Raw genomic sequence first — 21445 nt, forward strand, 5'->3', positions numbered from 1 at the left:
CGCCTCTGCCAGCCATGGACCAAACACTAGAGTAACTGTATTTTGTACAGCTAATTCCACGTCTACTTCGTGTTTCCGTGATTTAACTGGAAATTATCCATGTAATTTCAAGATTTCAACAGAATACGGATGAAATCCGATGATTTAACTACATATATTCCATCTAAACGTGGAATTTGGAGGAATTTGCGAGAATTAACTGTATATTTTCCATTTAGCCGGGTAAGAAAGCCGAAATCAGATAGTGAAGTGTGGTTAAACATAAAAATAAGGGAAATCAAAAAAAAGACACTTCTAGTAGAAGTGTCTTTTTCATTGCAAGATTCATATGATTATTGAGCTTGTACGATCTCTCTACCCTTATATGAACCGCAGTTTTTGCAAACATGATGCGCTTTTTTAAGTTCAGCACATTGTTCACACTTCACCATTCCTGGCACAGCCAGTTTAAAGTGAGTACGGCGCTTATCGCGACGTGTTTTGGACGTTCTCCGTTGAGGAACTGCCATAGTCAAAACACCTCCAGTTACTTTACTAAACAACAAGAGATATCATAGCCTTCCCGAGCCCGTTTGTCAATGCTAGAACCCATCTTTGAGCTGTCTATTGTCGAATAATTACGATTGGCGTCTTGCCCTAATCATCAGCAAACCTGCCCCAATAACTAAGATTACGGCCACTTGCAAGAACTCTAGTAGATGATACCGAACCAATCGATGATAAATCGCCTCGAACAAAGCCCATTTATTCGTAAACGCCATCGTATCCATCTTGTCTTTTAAACTCACATTCTCAATCGGATCTGCGCCTTGCCCCATCTTACTCAATTCTGAAGTAGCATCGGTAAGCTTCTTCGTTAAGGAACAAGAACTTGTTTGCAGCATATTCTCTTTATAATCATAGTCATAGGCAAAAACAAGATAGGTTTCTCCCAACCCAAACGTATAGCCACACGAAGGTTCGCCTAAGTTGGTGAGGACGATGGCTTGCGTCTGATTCATCCCTTTCCACGACTTCTCTACAGCGAAATGAACGGCGATTTTATGATCAAGAATGCCATTGATATCTAGCACTTTTGGTTCGATAGCAAGTACTTTGCCCGAAAACACAGCTTTAGATTGTTCCACAGCCTTTATCGGATCTGGCTGCATCGCGCAGCTACAAGCATAGCTTTTACTCGGCAATACTAGGCCCATAGAAATTAATATGAATACAACAGAGAGAGCCATCACAAATCTGTTCACAAGCTTCGTCCTTCCATTGGAAATCTCCTAAACGAACAGACGTGAATTTTCCAAATAATGTTTCACTTGTAGGACTAAAACAGAAAAAAATCCTCCTACCCCGAAGGGCAGCAGGACTGCTGTTACTTTTTAACGGCTGAAATCAATAGGAAGATGGGACGGCGCGTTTCGTCTTTCATATCTGGGTACTTCTCCAAAGCTTCTTGCGTTGGTTGCGGCTCAGCGATCTTCATAATAAGGAATCCCGCTTCAATTAACGCGTTCATATAGGAAGCGATCGTTCGATGATATTTGACGACATCATGATCTAGAAACCTCGCTACCCGCTGACCCTCCTCCTGATAGTCGTCGACAGGCCAGTGCATACGCTCGCCTCCGGGACCGTAATGCCAGTCTTGCGCAGCACGTGCGGTAAAGATCGGATGCTCCACAGAGAGGACGAAGGTGCCTCCAGCGGCCAGACAGTGCTGCACCTTACGGCAAACCGCATCAAATTGCTCAACGTAGTGAAGAGCCAATGAAGAGATGACAACGTCAAACTCGTCCGCCGCGAAGTCGATGTCTTCAATCGCCAATCGCTGATACGTGATACCCGAATCGCTATGATTCGCGCTGGCGTAAGCCAGCATTTTCTCGGAGAGGTCCACACCAACAACGGACGCAGCCCCTTGCTCACGGGCATACTTGCAATGCCAACCGTAACCGCACCCGAGGTCAAAGACACGTTTGCCTTGAAGTGTGGGCAGCATCGTACGAAGCACAGGCCATTCCCCGGCTGCGTTGAGACCGCCAACGGAACGAGGCATCTCGCTATATTTTTCATAAAATCCAAGCTCATCGTATTTATTCTGTTTCATGGCATCCAGAACTCCTTATTTGAATTTATGGTATGATTTATAGGTCAGAATCCATTTAGCTCTATGAACTAGTTTACAATACAATAAGTTTAAAACTCAAAGAATGACCAGAAGTGGGTGAATTCCGTTGTTTACAATCTTACTTATCGAAGATGATGCCACCTTGTTCGCAGAGATCAAAGAGCGCTTGGCCCAGTGGTCCTACGAGGTGCATGGCATCGCTGATTTCAATAAAGTACTTGAGACCTTTATTGCCTTGAAACCGGATTTAGTCATCATTGATATTCAACTGCCGAAATTCGATGGGTTTCATTGGTGTCGCATGATTCGGACGCATTCCAATTTGCCGATCGTCTTCCTCTCTTCACGTGACCATCCTACGGATATGGTGATGTCCATGCAGCTTGGAGCGGACGATTTTATCCAAAAGCCCTTTCATTTCGACGTGCTGATCGCAAAAATTCATGCCATACTCCGCCGCGTCTACAACTACAATACGGAGCAAATCAAGCTCAAAACATGGTGCGGCGCTACGATCGATTTCGAGAAAAATATCGTTAGTCATGCTTCCGGATCCATTGAACTGACGAAGAATGAAATCTACATATTGAAGCTCCTCATCGAGCATAAAAATACGATTGTCAGCCGGGAAGATATCATCAATAGCTTATGGAATGACCAACGTTTTGTAAGTGATAATACCTTGACGGTGAATGTGAATCGGCTCAGAAAGAAGCTGGACGAGCTGGATTTAGGACGTTTTATCGAGACAAAGGTCGGGCAAGGCTACATTGCGACGGAAGAGACAGCCCATTATGATTAAAACGTATCTCAGAGAGCGAATAAGTTGGCTTGGAATGTTCCTTTTCGGTCAAATCCTCCTGCTGCTTATCGCCTATCTCGATCATTCGATTCCATTCCGATCCGTTCTGTATATTGTTTTCTTATCCACGATACTGTTCATCATCTTCTTGATCATTCGCTATCACAAGGAGACGGTCTTTATTAAGCGGTTAAATGACTGGGAAACCAGCCTTGATGTATCCGGGTTCGCTGATGCAGCAAGTCCATTTGAGAAGATCATGGAAGCTGCCTTGGTCAATCAAACCGAGCAGCTCCATCAGACTGCCTCGCGGCAGCAAATCGCGCTGGAACAAGAGAAAGACGAACTGCTATCTTGGATCCATGAAGTGAAGACGCCTCTCACCGCCATGCATTTGATGATTGGACGTTTGAGTAATGATAGGGCGAAGGCTTCTATCACCTTTGAATGGCTGCGTATTCATCATCTTCTGGACCAGCAGCTTCATCAGCTGCGACTTCCCTCGATTGACAATGATCTCTACATTGAAAAGGTACAGATCGAAGATCTCCTTTATTCGGAGATTAAATCCCTGCAATCTTGGTGTATTCAAAAAGGCATAGGGTTTGACGTTCTCTTGGACGCAACTCAAATCCTCAGTGATGCCAAATGGCTCGCCTTCATCCTGCATCAGCTCTTGACGAATGCTGTGAAATATAGCGACAGCTTCTCGCCCGATATTATCGTGAGGAGTTTCATCGCACAGGAGCGTACCGTCCTCGAAGTAACGGACTTTGGACGCGGCATTGATGCCAAGGATCTTCCCCGTATCTTCGATAAGGGCTTTACCTCCACGACCTGGCATCAGGACAGCGCCGCGACAGGCATGGGCTTATATCTAGCCCGTAAAGCAGCTGACACGCTGCATGTCCAGATCACTGTGCATTCCGAGGTTGGCGTTGGAACGACGTTCACGCTCGCTTTCCCACAGCCCAACGAACTCGTGCGAATAACAGGCATGTGACAATAATGTCACATGCTTTTCTACTTTGTTCGTCCAATCGAAGGATAAATGCGGCCTAGCTTTTTATAATAAAGCTAATCGTATAAAGGAGTGTGTCATTCATGTCTATCTTACAAGCCGTTAAAATTCATAAAAGCTTCGGCAGTAAACATAACAAACAAGAGGTACTTCGTGGCCTTGATATCTCGATCGAAAAAGGGGAGTTCGTCAGCATCATGGGCCCTTCAGGCTCTGGGAAAACAACTCTGCTCAACGTGCTTTCCTCCATCGACAAAGTAAGTCATGGTTCCATTCAGATTAATAAGGCAGAAACGACGACTATGAAGGAAAAGCAATTAGCTGAGTTTCGGAAGAATCATCTCGGTTTTATATTTCAAGATTATAATTTGCTAGATACCCTGACTGTGAAAGAAAATATCCTGCTTCCCTTATCGATAACGAAGATGTCCAAGGTTGAAGCTAATCACAGGTTTCATGACCTTGCGACTGAGCTCGGCATTTATGCGTTGAAGGATAAGTATCCGAACGAAATATCCGGTGGGCAGAAACAGCGAACGTCCGCTGCTAGAGCGTTTATTCACGATCCTGATATTATTTTCGCGGATGAACCAACGGGTGCACTCGATTCCAAATCTGCCTCCGATTTGCTTAATAAACTCAGTGAAATGAATGTAAGTCGCCAAGCGAGCATTGTGATGGTCACACATGACCCCGTTGCCGCCAGCTACAGCAGCAGAGTGATCTTCATTAAAGATGGGCAGATTTACTCCCAAATTTATAAAGGGCAAGAAACGAGACAAGCCTTCTTTCAAGACATTATGAAGACCCAAGGCGTCCTGGGCGGTGTGCACAATGAGTATTAATCAGCTCATCCTCCAAAATTTGAAGGCTAATATCAAGCATTACTACTTATACGTGTTGGCCCTCATGTTTAGCGTTGCGCTCTATTTCGCTTTTGTCACGTTGCAGTATGACCCTGCTTTAGATGCGACCAAGGGGAGCATTAAAGGCGAAGCTGCGCTGAAGTCTGCCTCGGTCCTGCTTATCGCCATTGTTGCTATCTTCAATTTATATGCGAATAATATTTTTGTGAAAAGACGCAGTAAAGAAATCGGTCTTCTGCAACTCATCGGCATGACGAAGGGGAAAATCTTCCGCATCCTAAGCACCGAGAATTTCATCCTATACTTCGGATCGCTTGTCGTTGGGACGTTTATCGGATTCTCCGTGTCTAAGCTCATTCTGATGGTACTATTACAAATCACAGGGGTTAAGGCTAACGCAACGCTCCACTTTTCGGTTCAAGCGTTTATCCAAACCATTGTTGTTTTCAGTGCCGTTTACTTGTTAATTCTATTGGTCAATTATTTGTTTATTCAAAGGCAGACGATTCTCTCGTTGTTCCATGTCGCTACCTCGACTCAAGCCAAAGTGAAACAAATGTCGAAACCGGAAGCAATCCTTGGATTTATTGGGCTATGTCTTGTTTTACTAGGCTACTATGTATCCTCAAAGTTATTTTCCGGAAGCATTATGACAGCACCTGCATTATTGAGCAGCATGCTTTTCATTCTTGCCTCCGTGATCATCGGTACTTATCTATTCTATAAAGGGTCTGTCCGCTTGATTTTGAACCTAATCCGTAAAAGAAAGAATGGCTACTTGAACGTGCAGGAGGTGCTTTCCCTCGCTTCCATCATGTACCGGATGAAATCCAATGCGTTGTTGTTGATGGTGATCACGACGGTATCTGCCTTAGCGATTGGGTTGCTCTCCTTGAGCTATATTACGTACTATTCCGTTGAAAAAACAGCCGAAAGGAACCTTCCTGCTCACTTTGCCGTGACAGAACGTCAACATGCTGAGCGCTTTACGAAAGCCTTAGACGCGGGCGGTATTAAACACCGCGAGATAACGATTGAGGTTATTCAAATTAAAGCTAATCTTAGCCAAGTGTTAGATATGAAAAATGAACTATATATGAGCCTAGATGCCGGTCAGATGGCCGTTATCAGCGATGCCGCTGCAGGATCAATCGATGTGACAGCTGACCAAACCTTTTTTACCGGGGCTAACGATGAAATGCAGAAATTTCTTCGCTTCAAACCGAACGGTCTAGTCCAACTAAGCACCCAGAACACCGTCATCCCGCTAACGTATAGCGGCATCGAGGAACAATCCTACATTTCGAGGCGCTTCTCGATGGGCAACCTGCCTGTTGCCGTCGTAGATGATTCCGTCTTTCAGCGTCTCAAGCAAGATCTCGACCCTAAAATTCAAGGGAAATCATCACTATATATCGGTATTGATATCGTGAATGAGAAGGAACGCGAGAAAGCTAATCAACTTTTTCATGAAGTCGAATCTGATGAGCAAGCTTCCCGTGAATCTCGCCAAGACATGGCTAGTGAAGCGAAAAACCGAATGGGTTTGATCATGTTCATCGTCGGTTTCCTAGGACTCACCTTCCTGATCACGTCGGGCTGTATTCTTTACTTCAAGCAAATGGATGAGAGCGAAGACGAGAAGTCCTCGTATACGATTCTACGAAAGCTTGGTTTTACGCAAGCCGATCTACTCAATGGCATTAAGGTTAAACAGCTATTCAATTTTGGCATTCCCTTGGTTGTTGGGCTGGTTCACAGTTACTTCGCCATCCAATCGGGATGGTTCTTGTTTGGAACGGAGCTGTGGACACCGATGATGATCGTGATGGGGCTGTACACGGCACTCTACTCTGTGTTCGGGGTGCTGTCCGTGCAGCATTATCGGAAGGTGATTAAGAGGGCGTTGTAAGGCAGGTTTAAAGATAAAGAGGCTGTCTCTAAGGTCAATTTAGACCTTTTGAGATAGCCTCTCTTTTCGTTAATGATCGATGAGCACACCTGCTTTAAATCCACTGTGGCTGCCGAAATCTGAATACATGGTGCATGACATTGTTTCAAAGGGGAACGTAGATGCGCTATTTCACCGATATCGGTTGCAATTGGCTCCAAGCGGAACGTAGATACGCTATTCGCCTTATTTTCGCGTTTTTTGGCGTATTTGAGCTAAATAAGGTACTGTCGTTCCCCTTCGATGCCCATATCATTCATTTATCCATTAAATAGCGCATCCTCGTTCCCTTTCGTCAGTGTTGTCTTTTGGGACAGTTTCTTTTTAAAATTCTTCTTGTTCATCGCCTAGCAGTCTAGCATTTAATTTCGAGGCAATCGATTTAATTTTGGGTAGATATGGAGAGTCCTCCGCATCCCCGTATGGCGGATATGGCAATGAAATCAAGCCATTTGAGTATCGAAACATCACATCATGACCATCATATATCCAAACCGCCATCCCAATACTCCTCATAGTAAGAATCTGTCCATCAGGGAGTGTTTGTGATATTTCCTCTTGCAGATCTAATTCAGGATCTAATGCAACATAAGCTTTCCATTCTTCTAGCGTTATTGGATTTTCCTTCGCTTCAAATGTAGATCTTGCTCTTGTAATATTTAGATTGTATCCCACAAATATGTCTCCCTCTATTATGAGAAAAACTTCTATCGAAGTCCTTCGAGGATGAGCGACCGCGTTTTAAATGTAGTTTTTATCGCCAATAAGAATTTGTTCTTCCGAGTACCGGAAACTTATAAATTCTTATGTGGTAAAAGAAGCCCACAGATCCGCTGCAGACTTCTCTCAAATCTCCCTATGTACATCTCACCCTTACGTTACTTTACTCACAATTTTCAAAACCGCATCTCGCGTCAACTTGTTGCCGCCAGCAGCTAGTAGATTAACCGTAGCATGCGCTAGTGCTAATGGGACTTTGCAAAATTTCAACGCTGGCCCCTGCTTCAGGTCGGCAATATAGCTATCTGCCAGTTTCAAATTGCGACGCGTGTATTGCTGCATCTCCTTGAATCCCCAGCCATCCGGAAAGAAGTTCACGCCGCGATTCGCATCTTCCAATTTATTGCGGAGAATATTAACCGCCTGCAGCCCTCTTCCAAAGGCAATCGCCTTATCGCGATCAGATTGCGTTCCATCATGCCATAGCCACAGCTCTGACAGCATCTCGCCAACCATACCAGCGACGCTATACGTATAGCGATCCAAATCTTCTTCCGTATGAATGTTCCAGCCATTTTGAACCCATTCGGACATTTCCAATGACATTTTAGCAATATACTGCTTAATGATTGGTGTTGCCGTGGGCGGACAGAGCATCAGCCATTCATCCAGTCGCATCGAAACTTCCGGTAAATCCTCTTTATGAGGCGCCAGCAAGCTCTGAATGGAATCGATAATATCTGGGGACTGAAACGCTTCATATACCCCGGACAAAAGCTCTATTTTCAAAGGGTCAGCGAGTTCCTCATGATCCTCGATTTCATCGATGGCCCGCATACATAAATAGGCAGATGTGACAGCCTCTTTTACTCCGAAATCCAAATTGCTAATCGGTATATAAAAAGTTCGGCTCGTTTGCTTCAACATCGTCATTGCATCATTCAGCGTATCGGTATTAATGGTAATTACCTCCAAGTATAAACTTGCCTTTAACTTACATTTGTGTATGATACCTAATGATAACATACTTTAATAAATTTAATCCAAATCAATCCGCCACTAGTTGAGTAAACTGCGCTTTCTTACACAAAAGTGTCAAATATGACGATTCGTTAGGTACCTATCACTTCCCACGAAGCAAACAATTACCCCTTTTTCTGGATATTATGCCCAAAATGAAAAGAAATAAAATAATTTCACTCAAAATTCATCATTTTCTTTCATGAGAAAAGGCTGCCGATTGGCAGCCTTTTTTTTACCTAACAGCATACGATACAGTCGGTTAAACAATAACGATTTCCCCTCGTTCATTGTTTCACGATTCGTTCCACAGTGGTGCGGTACATGCCATCTTTGCCCCGAACAGGCTCTGCAGTTTTCTCCCCATTGGGTGCCTGCCATGATGCCCATTTATTGCGTGCACGATCATAGATAACATACGAATCAACCTGCCTAGCAAATAAGTCCTCCCCGCTAGCAAAGATAAAACTGCCCTCTGGCAAGGGAGCGATCTTCTTGGCGGCTTGGCCTGGTTGCCACAATATCCACGCTGAGGCTTGCAATTGATATTCCCCTTTTTCAAATTGCTGCAGGTAGACGCCTTGCTTCGTGACGAGCCGAGTAATCCCTTTGGCGGTGAACTTTGCCCCAGAATTACGCTCGTAATCCGTGTAGGGAACACCATCTTGTATACGTGTCCAGTAGGTTCCATCAGCCGTTGGGGAAATCGTCATATCCAATGCGGAGTATTTGGCCACCTCAACAGTTGTTGTGTAATCTTGTGTTCTTTGGGGCATGGAATCTCCTGATGCGTAAGTGAGGCGTTCCAATCCACTCGTTTCATGTCGGTTCTCATAGGTTAAAAGGTGAAGCAATCCTCTCGTCGTATCATACGAAGCGTAATTGATATTATGAGCTTCTTCTGGATCAGCCTCATGAAGCATGCGCTTCTCACGTTTCTCAATATCATAGGCATACACGCCATAGTAGGACGCATATATCAGGGTTTTGTCATCCATCCATTGGATGGGCTGGTTATCTGGCTCTATCGTGGAATAGAACACATTCTCGATGACAACAGGTTCCTTCCCTTTTTGCTCCAAAATAAAAGCGTAGCTAGTTCCGTCCCCATCTCCCATGGAACCTCCTAAGCGAACAATCCCGACATAGGTTTGTCTATCGTCAGATACAATCAATTGATCGTAAAATAGATCCCTTGGACCTCCCCCAGCGGTCTCGCCTGACTGGAAGTAACGCCACGTAGTTGACGGCACTTGTTGAACCAAGAGATTCTCGCGGCCCGCTCCCAAACGATTGCCGCCTAGGTCCCTTAAGTTATCCATTCGCAGAAACAGCTCTCTCTTTCCATTCTCTCCGGCCCTCATATTGTCTAGTTGGATCAACAGATGTTTAGTGTCTACCCATTTGGCTGCTACAGGTACACCTTCCATCGTCATCGGTAAGTCCTCGCGCATCTCTTCTGAGAAGACTAACTCCACCGATCTTTCCCCTTCTGGAATCAGCAATCGAGGTGCATATTCCTGAGCCCACACAATCAAATGCGGGACATCGCAACCTGCGCTTGGGTTGAATGCATAACTCACAGGTTCCTTTCGAACGAATGTCATGGCTGGGAGATCCCCTACGCGCAGGACAAATGGGGTACTTCCCTGATGAAATCGAATGCTTAATTGATTCGTGGAATTCCCGCTCTTATCAACTTTCCATTCCACGTTGCCATCAACGCGAATATGATCGGTTAATTGATTTCGTTCCTCTTCGCTCAAGTTCGCAAAAGTCGCATTCACACTGACATCCTCTAGCTGATACACAACTTGGAAAGGTTCCTGAGGTACATCCGCTGCTTTCCATTCTTGGAATACCCTGCCCTCAGAACTATTTTGTTCACCGAAAATAAGGTTTTGAAGCTTAATCCGAACCCAGGATTGAACAGACTCGACGGGCGCAGTGGAAATGATCGCCGATGCTTCCGGAGAGGTTGGTTGTGGCGATACGGATACGGCAGAACTCTGGGTTACATCTTCACACGCGCTCAGCAGCACCATAACAGATATTAGAAATCCAAAACCACATAATCTCACCATCACGCACACACCAATCCTTGGGTCTACTTTCGTTCAAAGGAAAAGCTACGGCCCTTTTATACAGCCCATTACTCTGTAATTGGCTTCAAATCACTAAACTTCAGCAATACTTCTCTACTCGTATCCAGATAGATTACTCTAATATCTAATTCCTCGTCGTTAAGCTCAAAGGCAAGAATCATACATTTCCGACCACGATTCTTAGTCTTTCTTGGGTTATCTGGTGCCACAACGTAGGAGCCTCCTAGGCTCAAACTTACGGTTTCGCTCATAGTAATCTGTTACCCTCTCATGTTGTTTTTAGGATCATCCTATCAACCTAATCTTCTTACTTTTTCCTCAATTATACATTGATTACTCTCATCCCACACAACCGAAATTTCAAAAGTTCCCGACTCAAAAAATAAAGGAAACCTCCGCTTAAACCAATCTTGCATCGGCATCTGTAAAGCTTCGTCAATATCTACCCAGGCTAACTCGCCTTCAGGTGGATCGGTTAGCAACTCCCCGGTAAATGTCCGAGTGAGATAATTAAACACCATATATCTATAGTTTTTCTCGGGAACTAGATATTCGTCGACGCCCTTGTATATCAGGTCTTCCGGTTTCACGACAAGTCCTGTTTCTTCCCATAATTCTCGGACGGTTCCTTCCGTGAAACTCTCCACCAAATCCACCTTGCCACCTGGGCCCAGATATCCGGGAAATCCTTTGGACGCGGGACGGTTGATCAGAAGCACCTTATTCCCATCTTGGACTAGGCACATTGTGTAGATGCCACATTCAACTTTACTCACTTATGCCAATCCTCCTACTTTTCAATCATTCAAAAGGACTCTCCAACAAAATAACCTCATTCGTCCCCGGGTTTAACTCCACTCGCCCACCAAGAGGCAGGATCAATTTCGGATCCGTATGCCCAAAGTCGAAATCAACAACAATCGGTACACGATCCGCTCCAAACTCTTTTGCAATAATATTCACGAGGATCTCTCTAAGCTCTACATTCTCAGCTGCGCTATAATCCTTTGCCCTACCGAATATGACGCCTTTAATACGTGAAAAGATGCCCTGCATGCCATAATTCCTCAGCATATAGCCCACTTGCATGGGCGATGGCTTCTCTTCTGATGTTTCGAAAAATAAGATCTTATCCTGCCAGAAATCATCCTTCGGCCAATAGATCGTCGACTTCATAAACTCTAAAACCTCAATACACCCACCCCACAAGTACCCCTGCTCAATCGCTTCTCCCTGTATAAACGTCCACCCATTCTCGTTCGCCATAAACGGCTGACACTCACCCAGCGTCTCTAGTTGGCTCCAGTCTTTATAGCCGTTCGTCCATGATTGATACGGCGCATAGTAATAAGGGAACTGCTCTTCAAACAATATCGCTTTGAGATGCTCGGTATAAGTGTTAGGGAGACTTCTCAGCTGGGCTAATCCCGCCATAACAGATGGACCATAGAACGTTACCATCCCCCAATTATTTAAGTACGTTAAGAATGTCGTCGCATCCGAAAATCCCATAATGAATTTAGGATGATTCACAATAATGTCCTTATTCAAAAAGGGTAGAATCCTCACCGACTCATAGCCGCCGATCGAAGTGATGATCCCATCTATGTCTTCATTTTTGAAACAATGGTTAATATCCTGAGCACGCAGCTGCGGATTCTTATACAATTCCTCTGGTGACATCCTTGCCGATGGCATTTCAACAACTTCCAGCCCATAAGCCTCCCGCAGATGCTTCAAGCCCAACTCGTAAATATCCGGGAACAAATAAGGCAGTCCATTGGAGGGAGAAATAATAGCTATTTTGGAGCCTGACTTTAATCGTTTGGGTTTGATCATGTTACCCCTCCTAGTAATAACTGCCAGACATTTTCAAAGTCCTCCTCCATGCTCCCCATTCCCCATTCCCCAGCATGTGATGGATGATGGAAACGTGAGGTAGCTATGAAAATGGCTCTAGCAAGCGATTCCGAGTCACCTGGCTTCAACTCTTTACTCGCCATCCCCTGCTCAATGATCTGTTCTAATTGCTTTATTAAGCGATACATATGGGTGCTAATCATTTCAACTTCAATAACCGTAACATTGGCATACATCGCAAACATTTCCGCATCTTCCGCAGCGAATCTCCGCTTGGTTTGAATCAACGTGTCTAACCACAATCGCAACCGCTCTATGGCACTTCCGCCAGTCCCACTCGCAATAGCTTCCAAAGGAACTGCGATGCTCGTATGCAACCAACGTGATGTCACAGCTTCCCTTAGCGCAGCTTTGCTTTCAAAATGCCGATACAACGTCCCATGACTCACTTGCAGCACCTTGGCTATGTCTACCACGGACGTTTTGTCCGGTCCATACCGCCGCAACACTTGCTCCGCTGCATCCAAAATCTCATCCTTCGATAATGGCAACTCACTCTTCGTCATCTTACACAAAACCGCCATTCACACGTAGCGTTTGTCCCGTTACCCACTGCGATTCCTCAGCAGCTAGGAACAGTACGACTCGCGAAATATCCTCCGCTTCTCCTAAGCGGCCGAACGAATTCATATTAGCTATGGCTTTGATTTGTTCCTCTGATTTCCCTACTGTGAACAATTCGGTATTTACCGGTCCTGGTGCAACAGCATTAATCGTAATGCCTTTGGGTCCTAATTCTTTGGCTAACTGACGTGTGAACTGCTCTACAGCGCCTTTCGTTCCCGCGTAGGAGCTGTACCCAGGGAACATTTGCCCATTAACCGACGTAGAGAAATTGATAATCCGACCATTCTCCTTCATATGCAGCGCCGCTTGCTGAATCGCAAAGAATGTCCCTTTCACATTAATATTGAACTGCCTATCGAAATCCTCTTCGGTAATGGAGAGAATCGGTTTCGTAATCATAATCCCCGCATTATTGACCAAAATATCAACCTGCCCATACGCCTCCAGCGTCTTCTGGAACAAAAGCTCCACTTGCGCCACTTGGCTAATATCCGCCCCAATCGCGATCGCTTCCCCACCTCGTTGCTTAATGCCGTTAACGACCTCTTCGGCTTTATCTGGACTGCTCGCATAATTCACGACGACCTTAGCCCCGTGCAGCGCAAGCTCTTCTGCAATCTTCTGACCGATCCCTCTCGATGCACCCGTAACCAAAGCTACTTTACCTGTTAATTTCCGCTTCATGTACTATCCCGCCTTTTCGATGTAATGAGAAGGTAGAGTCGCCTTCCTTCCCCGAACCTTATTACCTTTATTATAAAATCACGAATGACAAAAATCAAATATTGTCATTTGATTTTTGTCATTCGTGATTTTTGTAAACCAATAAGAGCTATCCCCCGGCAAGGGTGACAGCAACATTAAAACGCAGCGAAACGCATAGAGGCGCTTGATGCCAGGACTCCCATCCCTACATCAAGCACCTCTGTTTCACATCCTACTCCTCGGTCACTCTGCTAGCTAACAATGTTTCTCCATGCTTTAACAAGCGCAGCAAGCTTGGGTCGAGACCTCTCCGCTGCCAATCCGCCAGCAACCGATCCAATGCCTCTTTGGGCGTATCATCTGCAAGACGAAATGCCCCATAATGCATCGGGATAAACTCCTTTGCCCCGACATCAAGAAACGCCTGCACCGCTTCCTCCGGGGAAACGTGCTGCATCCCCATGAACCACTCCGGCTCGTAAGCGCCGATCGGCATCAACGCGTAGCGAATGTCCGGAAACCTCGCTCCGATTTCCCGAAACCCGGCGAAGTAACCACTATCGCCAGCGAAGTAAATCGCAGGAGGATCCTGCTCTCCTTCCCACGCCGTACTCCGCTTCACGATCCATCCGCCCCATAGCGAGGTATTCGTATCGGTTAACGTACGTCTTGTCCAGTGCTGCGCAGGAACGAAATGAAACTCCAGCTGGCCAACGGTCTGACTTCCCCACCATGGCAATTCATAGACCGTGCGGAACCCCAGCTTCCGCACCTTAGAGCCAAGCCCCTCGGGCACAAGTACGTATGGCGTGCCGCGCAGCTTTTTCAACGAACCCACATGCAAGTGATCGTAATGCGCGTGAGACAGCAATATAACATCAACAGGCGGGATCTCTTCTATTGATAGACCTGGCTCCTCGAGCCTTGGACTAAAGCCCATTCGTGTGGCCCATACGGGGTCGGTTACAATCGTCATTCCACCCACTTGCAGCAAAAAGGTTGCATGCCCGATCCATGTGATCGTGACTTCACCCTGATTATTCTTCAGCAGATCCAGCTGCTTATGTTCGGATTGGCCGATCCGGAAGCTCAGATCCTTCACTTTACCCTTCCGCTCTTTCTGCCAGCGACGTACTTCTTTCCATGTTTTCGTCTTCGCATTTGGATCTAAGTTGCTATATCGCTGCCGCGCCATACGTTCATCCCCATTCATCTTCTTACAATCTATATCCGTTCTAACCCAGCTCCAGCGGATGCAAACTCCCTTTAGATCCCTAGGAATCCTCCGTTACACGCGTAAAATCTTATCTTTTAGTATATCAAAAGAGAGCAAGACATTGAAATCCACATCTCCGAATCAATTGTGTCATGTTTACTAACATATGTATTTATATAATCACAATTCACTTGCCTATTTTAATGAAAAACACAATCCACCTACCAGATCATTGACTGTTTCGAGCGAACAGACCTATAATTCAGTTAACAAATTGAACTAACGTCATATTATCTGACATAAATGAGGTGCAAAGGTATGGAACCTGATTTGATCATCCGATGCTTCTCCAACCCCCAGTTCGGCACCTTGATGGATGTCGGCATTCGGGATGGGAAAATTATTTACCTTCAGGAGCATCTCCCTGGCAACCCAAACGCTCTCAGCGCTGGACAGCTAATTGAAGCCAACGGGCGAGTTCTACTCCCCGGTTTAATAGAACCACATATTCATCTGGATAAAGCCTTTTTACTGAATCTCATGACGAAAGACGCCAACTCGATCCAGCAAGCGATCGCCTCTACCTTGGAGCTTAAACACGCCTTCACCTCAACAGATATCGAGGCGCGTTCGATCCAAGTCATCCAACAAGCCATTGCCAATGGTGTGACTCACATGCGTTGTCATGTTGAGATTGATCCTATCGTTGGCCTAATCGGTTTCGAAGTGATGTTAGCGCTGAAAGAACGCTACGCCAATCAGATCACCCTGCAAATCGTCGCCTTCCCCCAAGAAGGCATCGCCAAGCAGCCTGGAACCGAAGAACTGCTCACGCAAGCCCTACAACTTGGCGCCGATGTCGTCGGTGGAATCACGTATCAGGATGCAGATTTACAAGCGCATCTCAGCACTGTTTTTAACTTAGCCAAAGCTTTCAACAAATCTATCGACTTACACGTAGATTTCTCTGACGATCCATCCATGTTAGCCATTCTCAGCATCATCCGCATGACGCATGCGTATGAGATGCAAGGGCGCGTAAGCGTGGGCCATCTGACTTCACTTGGTTCACTCCCTTATGAAGAGGCCCAAGTCATCTGTACAGCTATTGCGGAGGCAGGCATCCATGTCATGTCATTACCCGCAACAGACCTGTATTTGAACGGACGCGGAGACGATCACCGTCACAGACGAGGACTAACCCCTGTGCCTCTCCTTTTGGAGCAAGGAGCTAATGTGATCTATGGAAGCAATAACATTCAGAATCCTTTTACACCTTTCGGCACAGCAGATCCACTGGACACAGGCATGTTGCTCGCACATACCACGTATATGGGCTCCAAGCAAGACGTTGTCACACTTATCGAGATGGCAACAACCCGTGCGGCAAAAGCATTAGAACTTGAGAATTATGGTCTGCACGTCGGAGCGGATGCTGATCTCGTGCTATTCGAGTCAACGAATCTACGCAGTGCCTTCTACGAAAGAGTACCTAGACGCTACGTCTGGAAGCGAGGACAACTGGTTGCCTCAACTGTGAAGCAGACGACCTTTTATAATGAACAAGTGAGCTCCTAATGAGGAAAGGCGGGGATTAGATGCACCTGACCGTTGAAGAAGCGTTAACCATTTACCCTTTGTCACGTGCCAAATTAGTTGCTGGAGAGAAAGGTCTGTCACGTATTCTGCGATCCGTCAATGTCATGGACGCCCCTGATGCGGGCGATTGGATCAAATCCGGCGAGATGCTGTTTACGACCGCTTTTGTCATGAAAGATCACTTGGATATGGCCCTATCCACCTTACGGATGTTGGATGAGCGAGGCGGAGCAGGGCTAGGTATCAAGGTTGGCCGATATTGGGATCAAATTCCACAAGAGCTATACGACGAGGCCAATCGACTGGAAATGCCGATCCTAGAGTTGCCATTCGAATTCACTTTTTCCGATCAGATGGACGCTTTATTCAACGCGGAGCACACGAAGACAACCAAGAAACTGCAGACTGTCCTAGAAAAACAAAAGCAACTCATGCAATTCGCCCTGCGCAATAAGGAATCCTCGGATATTTTTCATATGATCTCAGGCATCTTGGGGCAACCCATCGCCGTATTCGGTCAAGGCGGCAATGTGCTTTTTCATAACACTTCTTGGTCGGAGGAGATCATCCTTCACCAATGGCCATGGACGAAATCTCCGCAATGGGAAGGCTTCGGAGACACCCGATGCTTCCGCATCCCACTGATCGATTCACTAGGCTGCACGGGCTTTTTCAAGGTGTATGTGAATTCTCCGTTGATGTTAAAGGAAGAGGAAGCTTTGTTCCATCAAGCCGCCGAAATCTTAACCTATCATCTTGGACTCGATATTCAAAAAGCCAAAGACCCCTCACGACAGCACGCGCTTAGTCAAGTGTTTACGGATTTTTTCCAGCGAGAGCTGTCCTTTCACGATTTCATGAAAAGCTGCAAAAGCTACCATCTCACCGTCATATCCACCACCTACCAATGTGTGCTTACGACGATCCCGTCGGAACAACTTGGTGCAACTAGGCTCCTTAATGAGGTTCGCCAGTTGTTGATCTATCATCCGCAGTTGCAGCAATATGAATCGGAGCATTTCTACTTAGCTGAAGGATTGTTCTCAATCTTCGCTCTTCCGGAGGAACAAACTTTTCATAAGAAAGATTTCCTATCTTCACTAAATTCCTGCTTATCGCAGCTAACTTCCAAAACCTCTGCCGCTGGTCTGCACTGCTGGGTCAGTCGTGTGAAAGCTCAACCTGAATTCATCTACAATGCATTCAACGAATGTTTGGAAACGCACCACGCCGCTGAGCGACTGCGTATGAGTCAAACTGTCCTGCATCATGATTCCATCGAGCTATTCTCCCTGTTCCAGCATCTGTCCGAGGAAGCCATGCGAGGGTATTACAACTATGTATTGGAGCCCATTTACGGTAAGAACAAGCAGGTCGATCCCGAGCTGGCGTTAACCTTGGAAGTATATTTTGAGTATGACGGATCGATTAATGAAACAAGCCGCTATCTCTTTGTCCATCGCAATACGGTTTCGTACCGACTGGAGAAAATCGCAGATTTATTGCAGATGGATTTTAAAAAGATGAGTGATCTCCTGCGCTTGAAGCTAGCCTTCCTTTTCCGAAATTATCTGAAATAAAAGTAGCCAGATAAGTAAAATAGACACCACGCTTTCCCGCTGCGAAAGGAGTTATCACGATGGAACAATGGCTAAGTAACGTTCTTGTAAACGGCGCCCTACATAATCTGCTATTGAAACAAGGCGTTATCGCCGAGATCGTACCTGCTGCGAATAGCGAAGAAACTCCCTCTTGGGACGCACAAGGCATGCTTATGGTGCCTACATTCAAAGACTATCACGTGCATTTGGATAAGGCATTCCCTTATGATGAGTGGATTTCACGAAACAGAGTCGCTTCTTTATACGATCAATTTCAAATGGAGAAAGACCTCCTGGCTCCTCTCAAAAATGGGCAAAAGGATAGAGCCCGAGGCATTTTGCGGCAGATGCTGGCCTTCGGAACGACCCGACTCCGCGTTCATGTCGACATTGACCCGGAGATCGGTTTATCCCATCTCGCCATGGTGCGGGAGCTTCAGGAGGAATTCTTAGGGGCATTAACCATCGAGATCGTCGCGTTCCCGCAGCAAGGGCTGATTCGTTCACAATCCATTAACCTCATTAATCAAGCCCTTCAAGAGGGCGCCACAATTGTCGGCGGCGTGGATCCTGCTGGCGTAGACCGCGATATCGAGGCTTGCTTACGTGCCATCTTCGAAATGAGCGTGGCTCATGACGCCGAGGTTGATATTCATTTGCACGACCCTGGGCACCTAGGACTCTTCACCTTGGAGCGCATCATGGACTACACCCAGCGGACGGGTAAAATGGGGAAAGTCGCCGTCAGCCACGCTTACTGCTTAGGCGAGGTATCCGAAAGCGAATCCCTTGCGATAGCGAAGCAGTTAGCCGTATTGGATATCGCCATCATCACTAGCGTGCCGATCGATTCCGCTATGCCTCGCGTCGCGCAATTAAGAGCTGAAGGCGTGCGAGTGTACCTCGGCTCCGATCATACCGGGCTGGATGCATGGACACCCTTCGGTTTCACCGATCAGCTCATGCGTGCCCGAAGAATGGCGGATATGTATCGTTGGAATGACGATGAACGCCTACGTTCCGTCTATCCGCATCTTGGCTCTACCGCTGGGACTTTCCAAATCGGCAACCCTGCCGATTTCATCCTCCTAGCTGCGGTAAATGCTGAGCATGCTGCCGCCGCAGCCCCTCCGCGCGAGGTCGTTAGTGTTCGTGGCGTTCCTGTTGCTGGCAGACAGTTGCAGAACGCTTGGAAGATATAGATAACATGACATACACATTTAAAGGGAATGGGGAGATTTCGAATGACATTACTGGGGAAAACAAAGGTAGCTACAACCGCAATTGCAACAGTCCTTCTGCTCTCTGCTTGTGGAACGAGTACATCAACAACGTCAGGAACACCTGCAGCATCAACAGCTGTGTCAAGCTCGAAAGCGCCAGACAAAGTAACTCAAGCCATGAGCTGGTTTGCCCAACCAGAAATGGGTGGACACTACGCTGCGCAGCTGGCGAAGATCTATGAGAAAGCTGGCATCGACATTACGCTTCAACAGGGTGGACCACAAGTTTCCAACGTTCAACTTGTTGCTGGCGGCAAAGTGCAATTCGCGATGGCCAATGCCGATGAAGTTATCCTTGCACGTAAGGAAGGGATTCCCGTCAAAGTTATCTATGCCAATCTGCAAACGAATCCTCAAAACCTGATCTTCCATAAAGACTCTGGCATCAAGAAAATCGAAGACCTCAACGGACGCAAAGTGTATACCGCTGTCGGCTTTCCTTTCTGGCAGTACATCAGCTACAAATACAAGCTCGACAAAGTACAAATCCAGAACTATACGGGCTCCCTAGCAGGCTTTTCCGCAGATAAAGATTCCATCACCCAAGGCTTTGCGACCAACGAGCCCTACGTTCTGAAAAAACAAGGCGTCAACGTCGACTGGTTCCTGAACGCAGACCTTGGCTACAACCCTTACGGCAACGTCGTTATTGCCACAGATGACTTCATCAAGAAAAATCCCGACTTGATTAAGCGCTATATCAAAGCCACCAGCGAGGGCTGGGACTACTACTACGCGCACGGCGACGAAGTCAATAGTGCCCTTAACGGCGTTAACAAAGACTATGACGTCGATCACCTGAAGGATGCGCAAGCCGTTGCCAAAGACTTCATCTTCGGCGGCGATGCCAAAGCCCACGGTGTCGGTTACATGTCCGACGAACGCTGGAAAACGCTCGTTAGCCAAATGAAAGAAGCTGGCATGATCAAAGAGGATATTCCGGTGAAGGATTTGTATACGAATGAGTTTTTGCCGGTGAAGTAACAATCACGCAGCACCTGCCTATGTAATGAAAAAGACCACCCGAAGGTGGTCCTTTTCATGTAAGCGGGCGGCGGGAATACTCCAAATTCGGATTTAAGCTTCCTACGGAAGCAACTAGTGGTATATTTGGACGCTCGTCCTACTAAGCCTATTCAATGAAGTGTTCACGGACGGTCGAACCTCTGCGGGCTCTCTTCCCTGCCTGTGTAATGAAAAAGACCACCCGAAGGTGGCCTTTTCTTTGTAAGCGGGCGGCGGGAATCGAACCCGCGCGATCAGCTTGGAAGGCTGAAGTTCTACCATTAAACTACGCCCGCGTAGTTTGTTTAAGCAAAGATGGCGCGCCCTGAGAGATTCGAACTCCCGACCTTTTGATTCGTAGTCAAATACTCTATCCAGCTGAGCTAAGGGCGCATCTAAGTTGTTAAAATGCCGAAGACCAGACTTGAACTGGTACGGTAGTCACCTACCGCAGGATTTTAAGTCCTGTGCGTCTGCCGATTCCGCCACTCCGGCTTATATATAAAGGCGCTACCCAGATTCGAACTGGGGGTAAAGCTTTTGCAGAGCTCTGCCTTACCACTTGGCTATAGCGCCGAAATCTTTTTCTCAACCAACTAAATGGTGGAGGCTGACGGGATCGAACCGCCGACCCTCTGCTTGTAAGGCAGATGCTCTCCCAGCTGAGCTAAGCCTCCATGTGATAAATCTTTGTGAGAATTGATGGTGACCCGTAGGGGACTCGAACCCCTGTTACCTCCGTGAAAGGGAGGTGTCTTAACCACTTGACCAACGGGCCTAGAAAGAATGGCTCCCCGAACAGGACTCGAACCTGTGACAACTCGATTAACAGTCGAGTGCTCTACCAACTGAGCTATCAGGGAATAATGGTGGAGCCAAGCGGGATCGAACCGCTGACCTCCTGCTTGCAAGGCAGGCGCTCTCCCAGCTGAGCTATGGCCC

The 21445-nt window shown here is 46.6% G+C and carries 20 protein-coding genes and 7 tRNA genes; 8 read left to right on the forward strand and 19 right to left on the reverse strand.

The genetic code is table 11. The annotated features are described in order from the left end of the window. Positions 1-332: 332 nt before the first annotated feature. The 3 genes from rpmF to GC096_RS14840 form a co-directional block, all read right to left on the reverse strand. Positions 333-509 carry a 50S ribosomal protein L32 gene (gene rpmF / locus GC096_RS14830; protein ID WP_047680282.1) on the reverse strand — a complete coding sequence of 59 codons (177 nt, stop codon included), beginning with the start codon at positions 507-509 and terminating at the stop codon, positions 333-335. A 108-nt stretch (positions 510-617) separates the two neighbouring features. Further along, a complete protein-coding gene (locus GC096_RS14835; protein WP_171631243.1) occupies positions 618-1244 on the reverse strand; it encodes a hypothetical protein in 627 nt (208 codons plus the stop codon). Between the two features lie 122 nt (positions 1245-1366). Continuing rightward, positions 1367-2101 carry a class I SAM-dependent methyltransferase gene (locus tag GC096_RS14840; RefSeq protein ID WP_171631245.1) on the reverse strand — a complete coding sequence of 245 codons (735 nt, stop codon included), beginning with the start codon at positions 2099-2101 and terminating at the stop codon, positions 1367-1369. 127 nt (positions 2102-2228) lie between these two features. Here GC096_RS14840 and GC096_RS14845 point away from each other — a divergent pair, with 127 nt between their 5' ends. The 4 genes from GC096_RS14845 (at position 2229) to GC096_RS14860 (ending at position 6723) form a co-directional block, all read left to right on the forward strand. Beyond that, positions 2229-2924 carry a response regulator transcription factor gene (locus tag GC096_RS14845; RefSeq protein WP_171631247.1) on the forward strand — a complete coding sequence of 232 codons (696 nt, stop codon included), beginning with the start codon at positions 2229-2231 and terminating at the stop codon, positions 2922-2924. Beyond that, positions 2917-3927: a sensor histidine kinase gene (locus GC096_RS14850; RefSeq protein WP_171631248.1), complete on the forward strand. Its 1011-nt coding sequence runs from the start codon at positions 2917-2919 to the stop codon at positions 3925-3927. Before GC096_RS14845 ends, GC096_RS14850 begins: the two co-directional genes overlap by 8 nt. Positions 3928-4028: 101 nt before the next feature. Next, the gene (locus GC096_RS14855; RefSeq protein ID WP_171631250.1) at positions 4029-4790 is read left to right on the forward strand and encodes an ABC transporter ATP-binding protein; all 762 of its coding nucleotides are present in this window, start codon (positions 4029-4031) and stop codon (positions 4788-4790) included. Beyond that, positions 4780-6723, forward strand: coding sequence for an FtsX-like permease family protein (locus GC096_RS14860; protein WP_171631252.1), 1944 nt, complete (start codon positions 4780-4782; stop codon positions 6721-6723). Before GC096_RS14855 ends, GC096_RS14860 begins: the two co-directional genes overlap by 11 nt. 363 nt (positions 6724-7086) lie before the next feature. Here the strand turns inward: GC096_RS14860 and GC096_RS14865 are convergent, their stop codons facing one another. The 9 genes from GC096_RS14865 to GC096_RS14905 form a co-directional block, all read right to left on the reverse strand. Next, positions 7087-7437, reverse strand: coding sequence for a hypothetical protein (locus GC096_RS14865; protein ID WP_171631254.1), 351 nt, complete (start codon positions 7435-7437; stop codon positions 7087-7089). Positions 7438-7635: 198 nt separating this feature from the next. Then, positions 7636-8457 carry a squalene/phytoene synthase family protein gene (locus tag GC096_RS14870; protein ID WP_376769502.1) on the reverse strand — a complete coding sequence of 274 codons (822 nt, stop codon included), beginning with the start codon at positions 8455-8457 and terminating at the stop codon, positions 7636-7638. A gap of 332 nt (positions 8458-8789) precedes the next feature. Next, positions 8790-10589 (reverse strand): hypothetical protein, encoded by a 1800-nt coding sequence (locus GC096_RS14875; protein ID WP_171631256.1) that lies wholly within the window; start codon positions 10587-10589, stop codon positions 8790-8792. Between the two features lie 65 nt (positions 10590-10654). Then, complete coding sequence (locus GC096_RS14880) at positions 10655-10858, reverse strand: hypothetical protein (RefSeq protein WP_157256981.1); 204 nt, start codon at positions 10856-10858, stop codon at positions 10655-10657. A 42-nt stretch (positions 10859-10900) separates the two neighbouring features. Next, on the reverse strand, positions 10901-11353 hold the full coding sequence (locus tag GC096_RS14885) for an NUDIX domain-containing protein (RefSeq protein WP_171631274.1): 453 nt from the start codon (positions 11351-11353) through the stop codon (positions 10901-10903). Positions 11354-11408: 55 nt separating this feature from the next. Next, positions 11409-12446, reverse strand: coding sequence for a S66 peptidase family protein (locus tag GC096_RS14890; RefSeq protein WP_171631258.1), 1038 nt, complete (start codon positions 12444-12446; stop codon positions 11409-11411). Next, the gene (locus GC096_RS14895) at positions 12443-13033 is read right to left on the reverse strand and encodes a TetR/AcrR family transcriptional regulator (RefSeq protein WP_171631260.1); all 591 of its coding nucleotides are present in this window, start codon (positions 13031-13033) and stop codon (positions 12443-12445) included. The genes GC096_RS14890 and GC096_RS14895 overlap by 4 nt, the downstream gene beginning before the upstream one ends. Before the next feature lies 1 nt (position 13034). Continuing rightward, positions 13035-13778, reverse strand: coding sequence for an SDR family oxidoreductase (locus GC096_RS14900; protein WP_171631262.1), 744 nt, complete (start codon positions 13776-13778; stop codon positions 13035-13037). Positions 13779-14031: 253 nt separating this feature from the next. Next, positions 14032-14994, reverse strand: a complete 963-nt coding sequence (locus GC096_RS14905) for an MBL fold metallo-hydrolase (protein ID WP_171631263.1) — start codon at positions 14992-14994, stop codon at positions 14032-14034. Between the two features lie 339 nt (positions 14995-15333). Between GC096_RS14905 and GC096_RS14910 the strand changes: the two genes are divergently transcribed. Genes GC096_RS14910 through GC096_RS14925 form a run of 4 tightly spaced genes read left to right on the forward strand, consistent with a single transcriptional unit; the run spans position 15334 to position 20482 of the window. After that, entirely contained in the window at positions 15334-16593 is a 1260-nt protein-coding gene (locus tag GC096_RS14910) for an amidohydrolase family protein (protein WP_171631265.1), read from the forward strand. A gap of 20 nt (positions 16594-16613) precedes the next feature. Next, positions 16614-18194, forward strand: coding sequence for a PucR family transcriptional regulator (locus tag GC096_RS14915; RefSeq protein WP_171631267.1), 1581 nt, complete (start codon positions 16614-16616; stop codon positions 18192-18194). A 59-nt stretch (positions 18195-18253) separates the two neighbouring features. Next, a complete protein-coding gene (locus GC096_RS14920) occupies positions 18254-19417 on the forward strand; it encodes an amidohydrolase family protein (protein ID WP_171631269.1) in 1164 nt (387 codons plus the stop codon). A 42-nt stretch (positions 19418-19459) separates the two neighbouring features. Beyond that, complete coding sequence (locus tag GC096_RS14925; RefSeq protein ID WP_171631270.1) at positions 19460-20482, forward strand: ABC transporter substrate-binding protein; 1023 nt, start codon at positions 19460-19462, stop codon at positions 20480-20482. A gap of 246 nt (positions 20483-20728) precedes the next feature. On the opposite strand, the gene GC096_RS14930 is transcribed toward GC096_RS14925, so the two are convergent. The 7 genes from GC096_RS14930 to GC096_RS14960 all read right to left on the reverse strand — a co-directional run bounded on the left by GC096_RS14930 (position 20729) and on the right by GC096_RS14960 (position 21366). Beyond that, a tRNA-Gly gene (locus GC096_RS14930) sits at positions 20729-20799 on the reverse strand. A gap of 20 nt (positions 20800-20819) precedes the next feature. Next, positions 20820-20896 (reverse strand) — tRNA-Arg (locus GC096_RS14935). A 16-nt stretch (positions 20897-20912) separates the two neighbouring features. Further along, a tRNA-Leu gene (locus GC096_RS14940) sits at positions 20913-20998 on the reverse strand. Between the two features lie 10 nt (positions 20999-21008). Further along, a tRNA-Cys gene (locus tag GC096_RS14945) sits at positions 21009-21079 on the reverse strand. A gap of 25 nt (positions 21080-21104) precedes the next feature. Further along, positions 21105-21180: transfer RNA gene (locus GC096_RS14950), tRNA-Val, on the reverse strand. A gap of 26 nt (positions 21181-21206) precedes the next feature. Beyond that, positions 21207-21281, reverse strand: a tRNA-Glu gene (locus tag GC096_RS14955). A 9-nt stretch (positions 21282-21290) separates the two neighbouring features. After that, a tRNA-Asn gene (locus tag GC096_RS14960) sits at positions 21291-21366 on the reverse strand. Positions 21367-21445 lie beyond the last annotated feature (79 nt).

Source organism: Paenibacillus plantarum (genome assembly GCF_013141695.1).
Taxonomy (GTDB): Bacteria; Bacillota; Bacilli; order Paenibacillales; family NBRC-103111; genus Paenibacillus_E; species Paenibacillus_E plantarum.

Coding starts and splice junctions, on each gene's coding strand:
- rpmF (WP_047680282.1), bottom strand. CDS start 509: ATGGCAGTTCCTCAACGGAGAACGTCCAAAACACGTCGCGATAAGCGC.
- GC096_RS14840 (WP_171631245.1), bottom strand. CDS start 2,101: ATGAAACAGAATAAATACGATGAGCTTGGATTTTATGAAAAATATAGC.
- GC096_RS14850 (WP_171631248.1), top strand. CDS start 2,917: ATGATTAAAACGTATCTCAGAGAGCGAATAAGTTGGCTTGGAATGTTC.
- GC096_RS14855 (WP_171631250.1), top strand. CDS start 4,029: ATGTCTATCTTACAAGCCGTTAAAATTCATAAAAGCTTCGGCAGTAAA.
- GC096_RS14860 (WP_171631252.1), top strand. CDS start 4,780: ATGAGTATTAATCAGCTCATCCTCCAAAATTTGAAGGCTAATATCAAG.
- GC096_RS14880 (WP_157256981.1), bottom strand. CDS start 10,858: ATGAGCGAAACCGTAAGTTTGAGCCTAGGAGGCTCCTACGTTGTGGCA.
- GC096_RS14885 (WP_171631274.1), bottom strand. CDS start 11,353: ATGTGCCTAGTCCAAGATGGGAATAAGGTGCTTCTGATCAACCGTCCC.
- GC096_RS14890 (WP_171631258.1), bottom strand. CDS start 12,446: ATGATCAAACCCAAACGATTAAAGTCAGGCTCCAAAATAGCTATTATT.
- GC096_RS14895 (WP_171631260.1), bottom strand. CDS start 13,033: ATGACGAAGAGTGAGTTGCCATTATCGAAGGATGAGATTTTGGATGCA.
- GC096_RS14900 (WP_171631262.1), bottom strand. CDS start 13,778: ATGAAGCGGAAATTAACAGGTAAAGTAGCTTTGGTTACGGGTGCATCG.
- GC096_RS14905 (WP_171631263.1), bottom strand. CDS start 14,994: ATGGCGCGGCAGCGATATAGCAACTTAGATCCAAATGCGAAGACGAAA.
- GC096_RS14910 (WP_171631265.1), top strand. CDS start 15,334: ATGGAACCTGATTTGATCATCCGATGCTTCTCCAACCCCCAGTTCGGC.
- GC096_RS14915 (WP_171631267.1), top strand. CDS start 16,614: ATGCACCTGACCGTTGAAGAAGCGTTAACCATTTACCCTTTGTCACGT.
- GC096_RS14920 (WP_171631269.1), top strand. CDS start 18,254: ATGGAACAATGGCTAAGTAACGTTCTTGTAAACGGCGCCCTACATAAT.
- GC096_RS14925 (WP_171631270.1), top strand. CDS start 19,460: ATGACATTACTGGGGAAAACAAAGGTAGCTACAACCGCAATTGCAACA.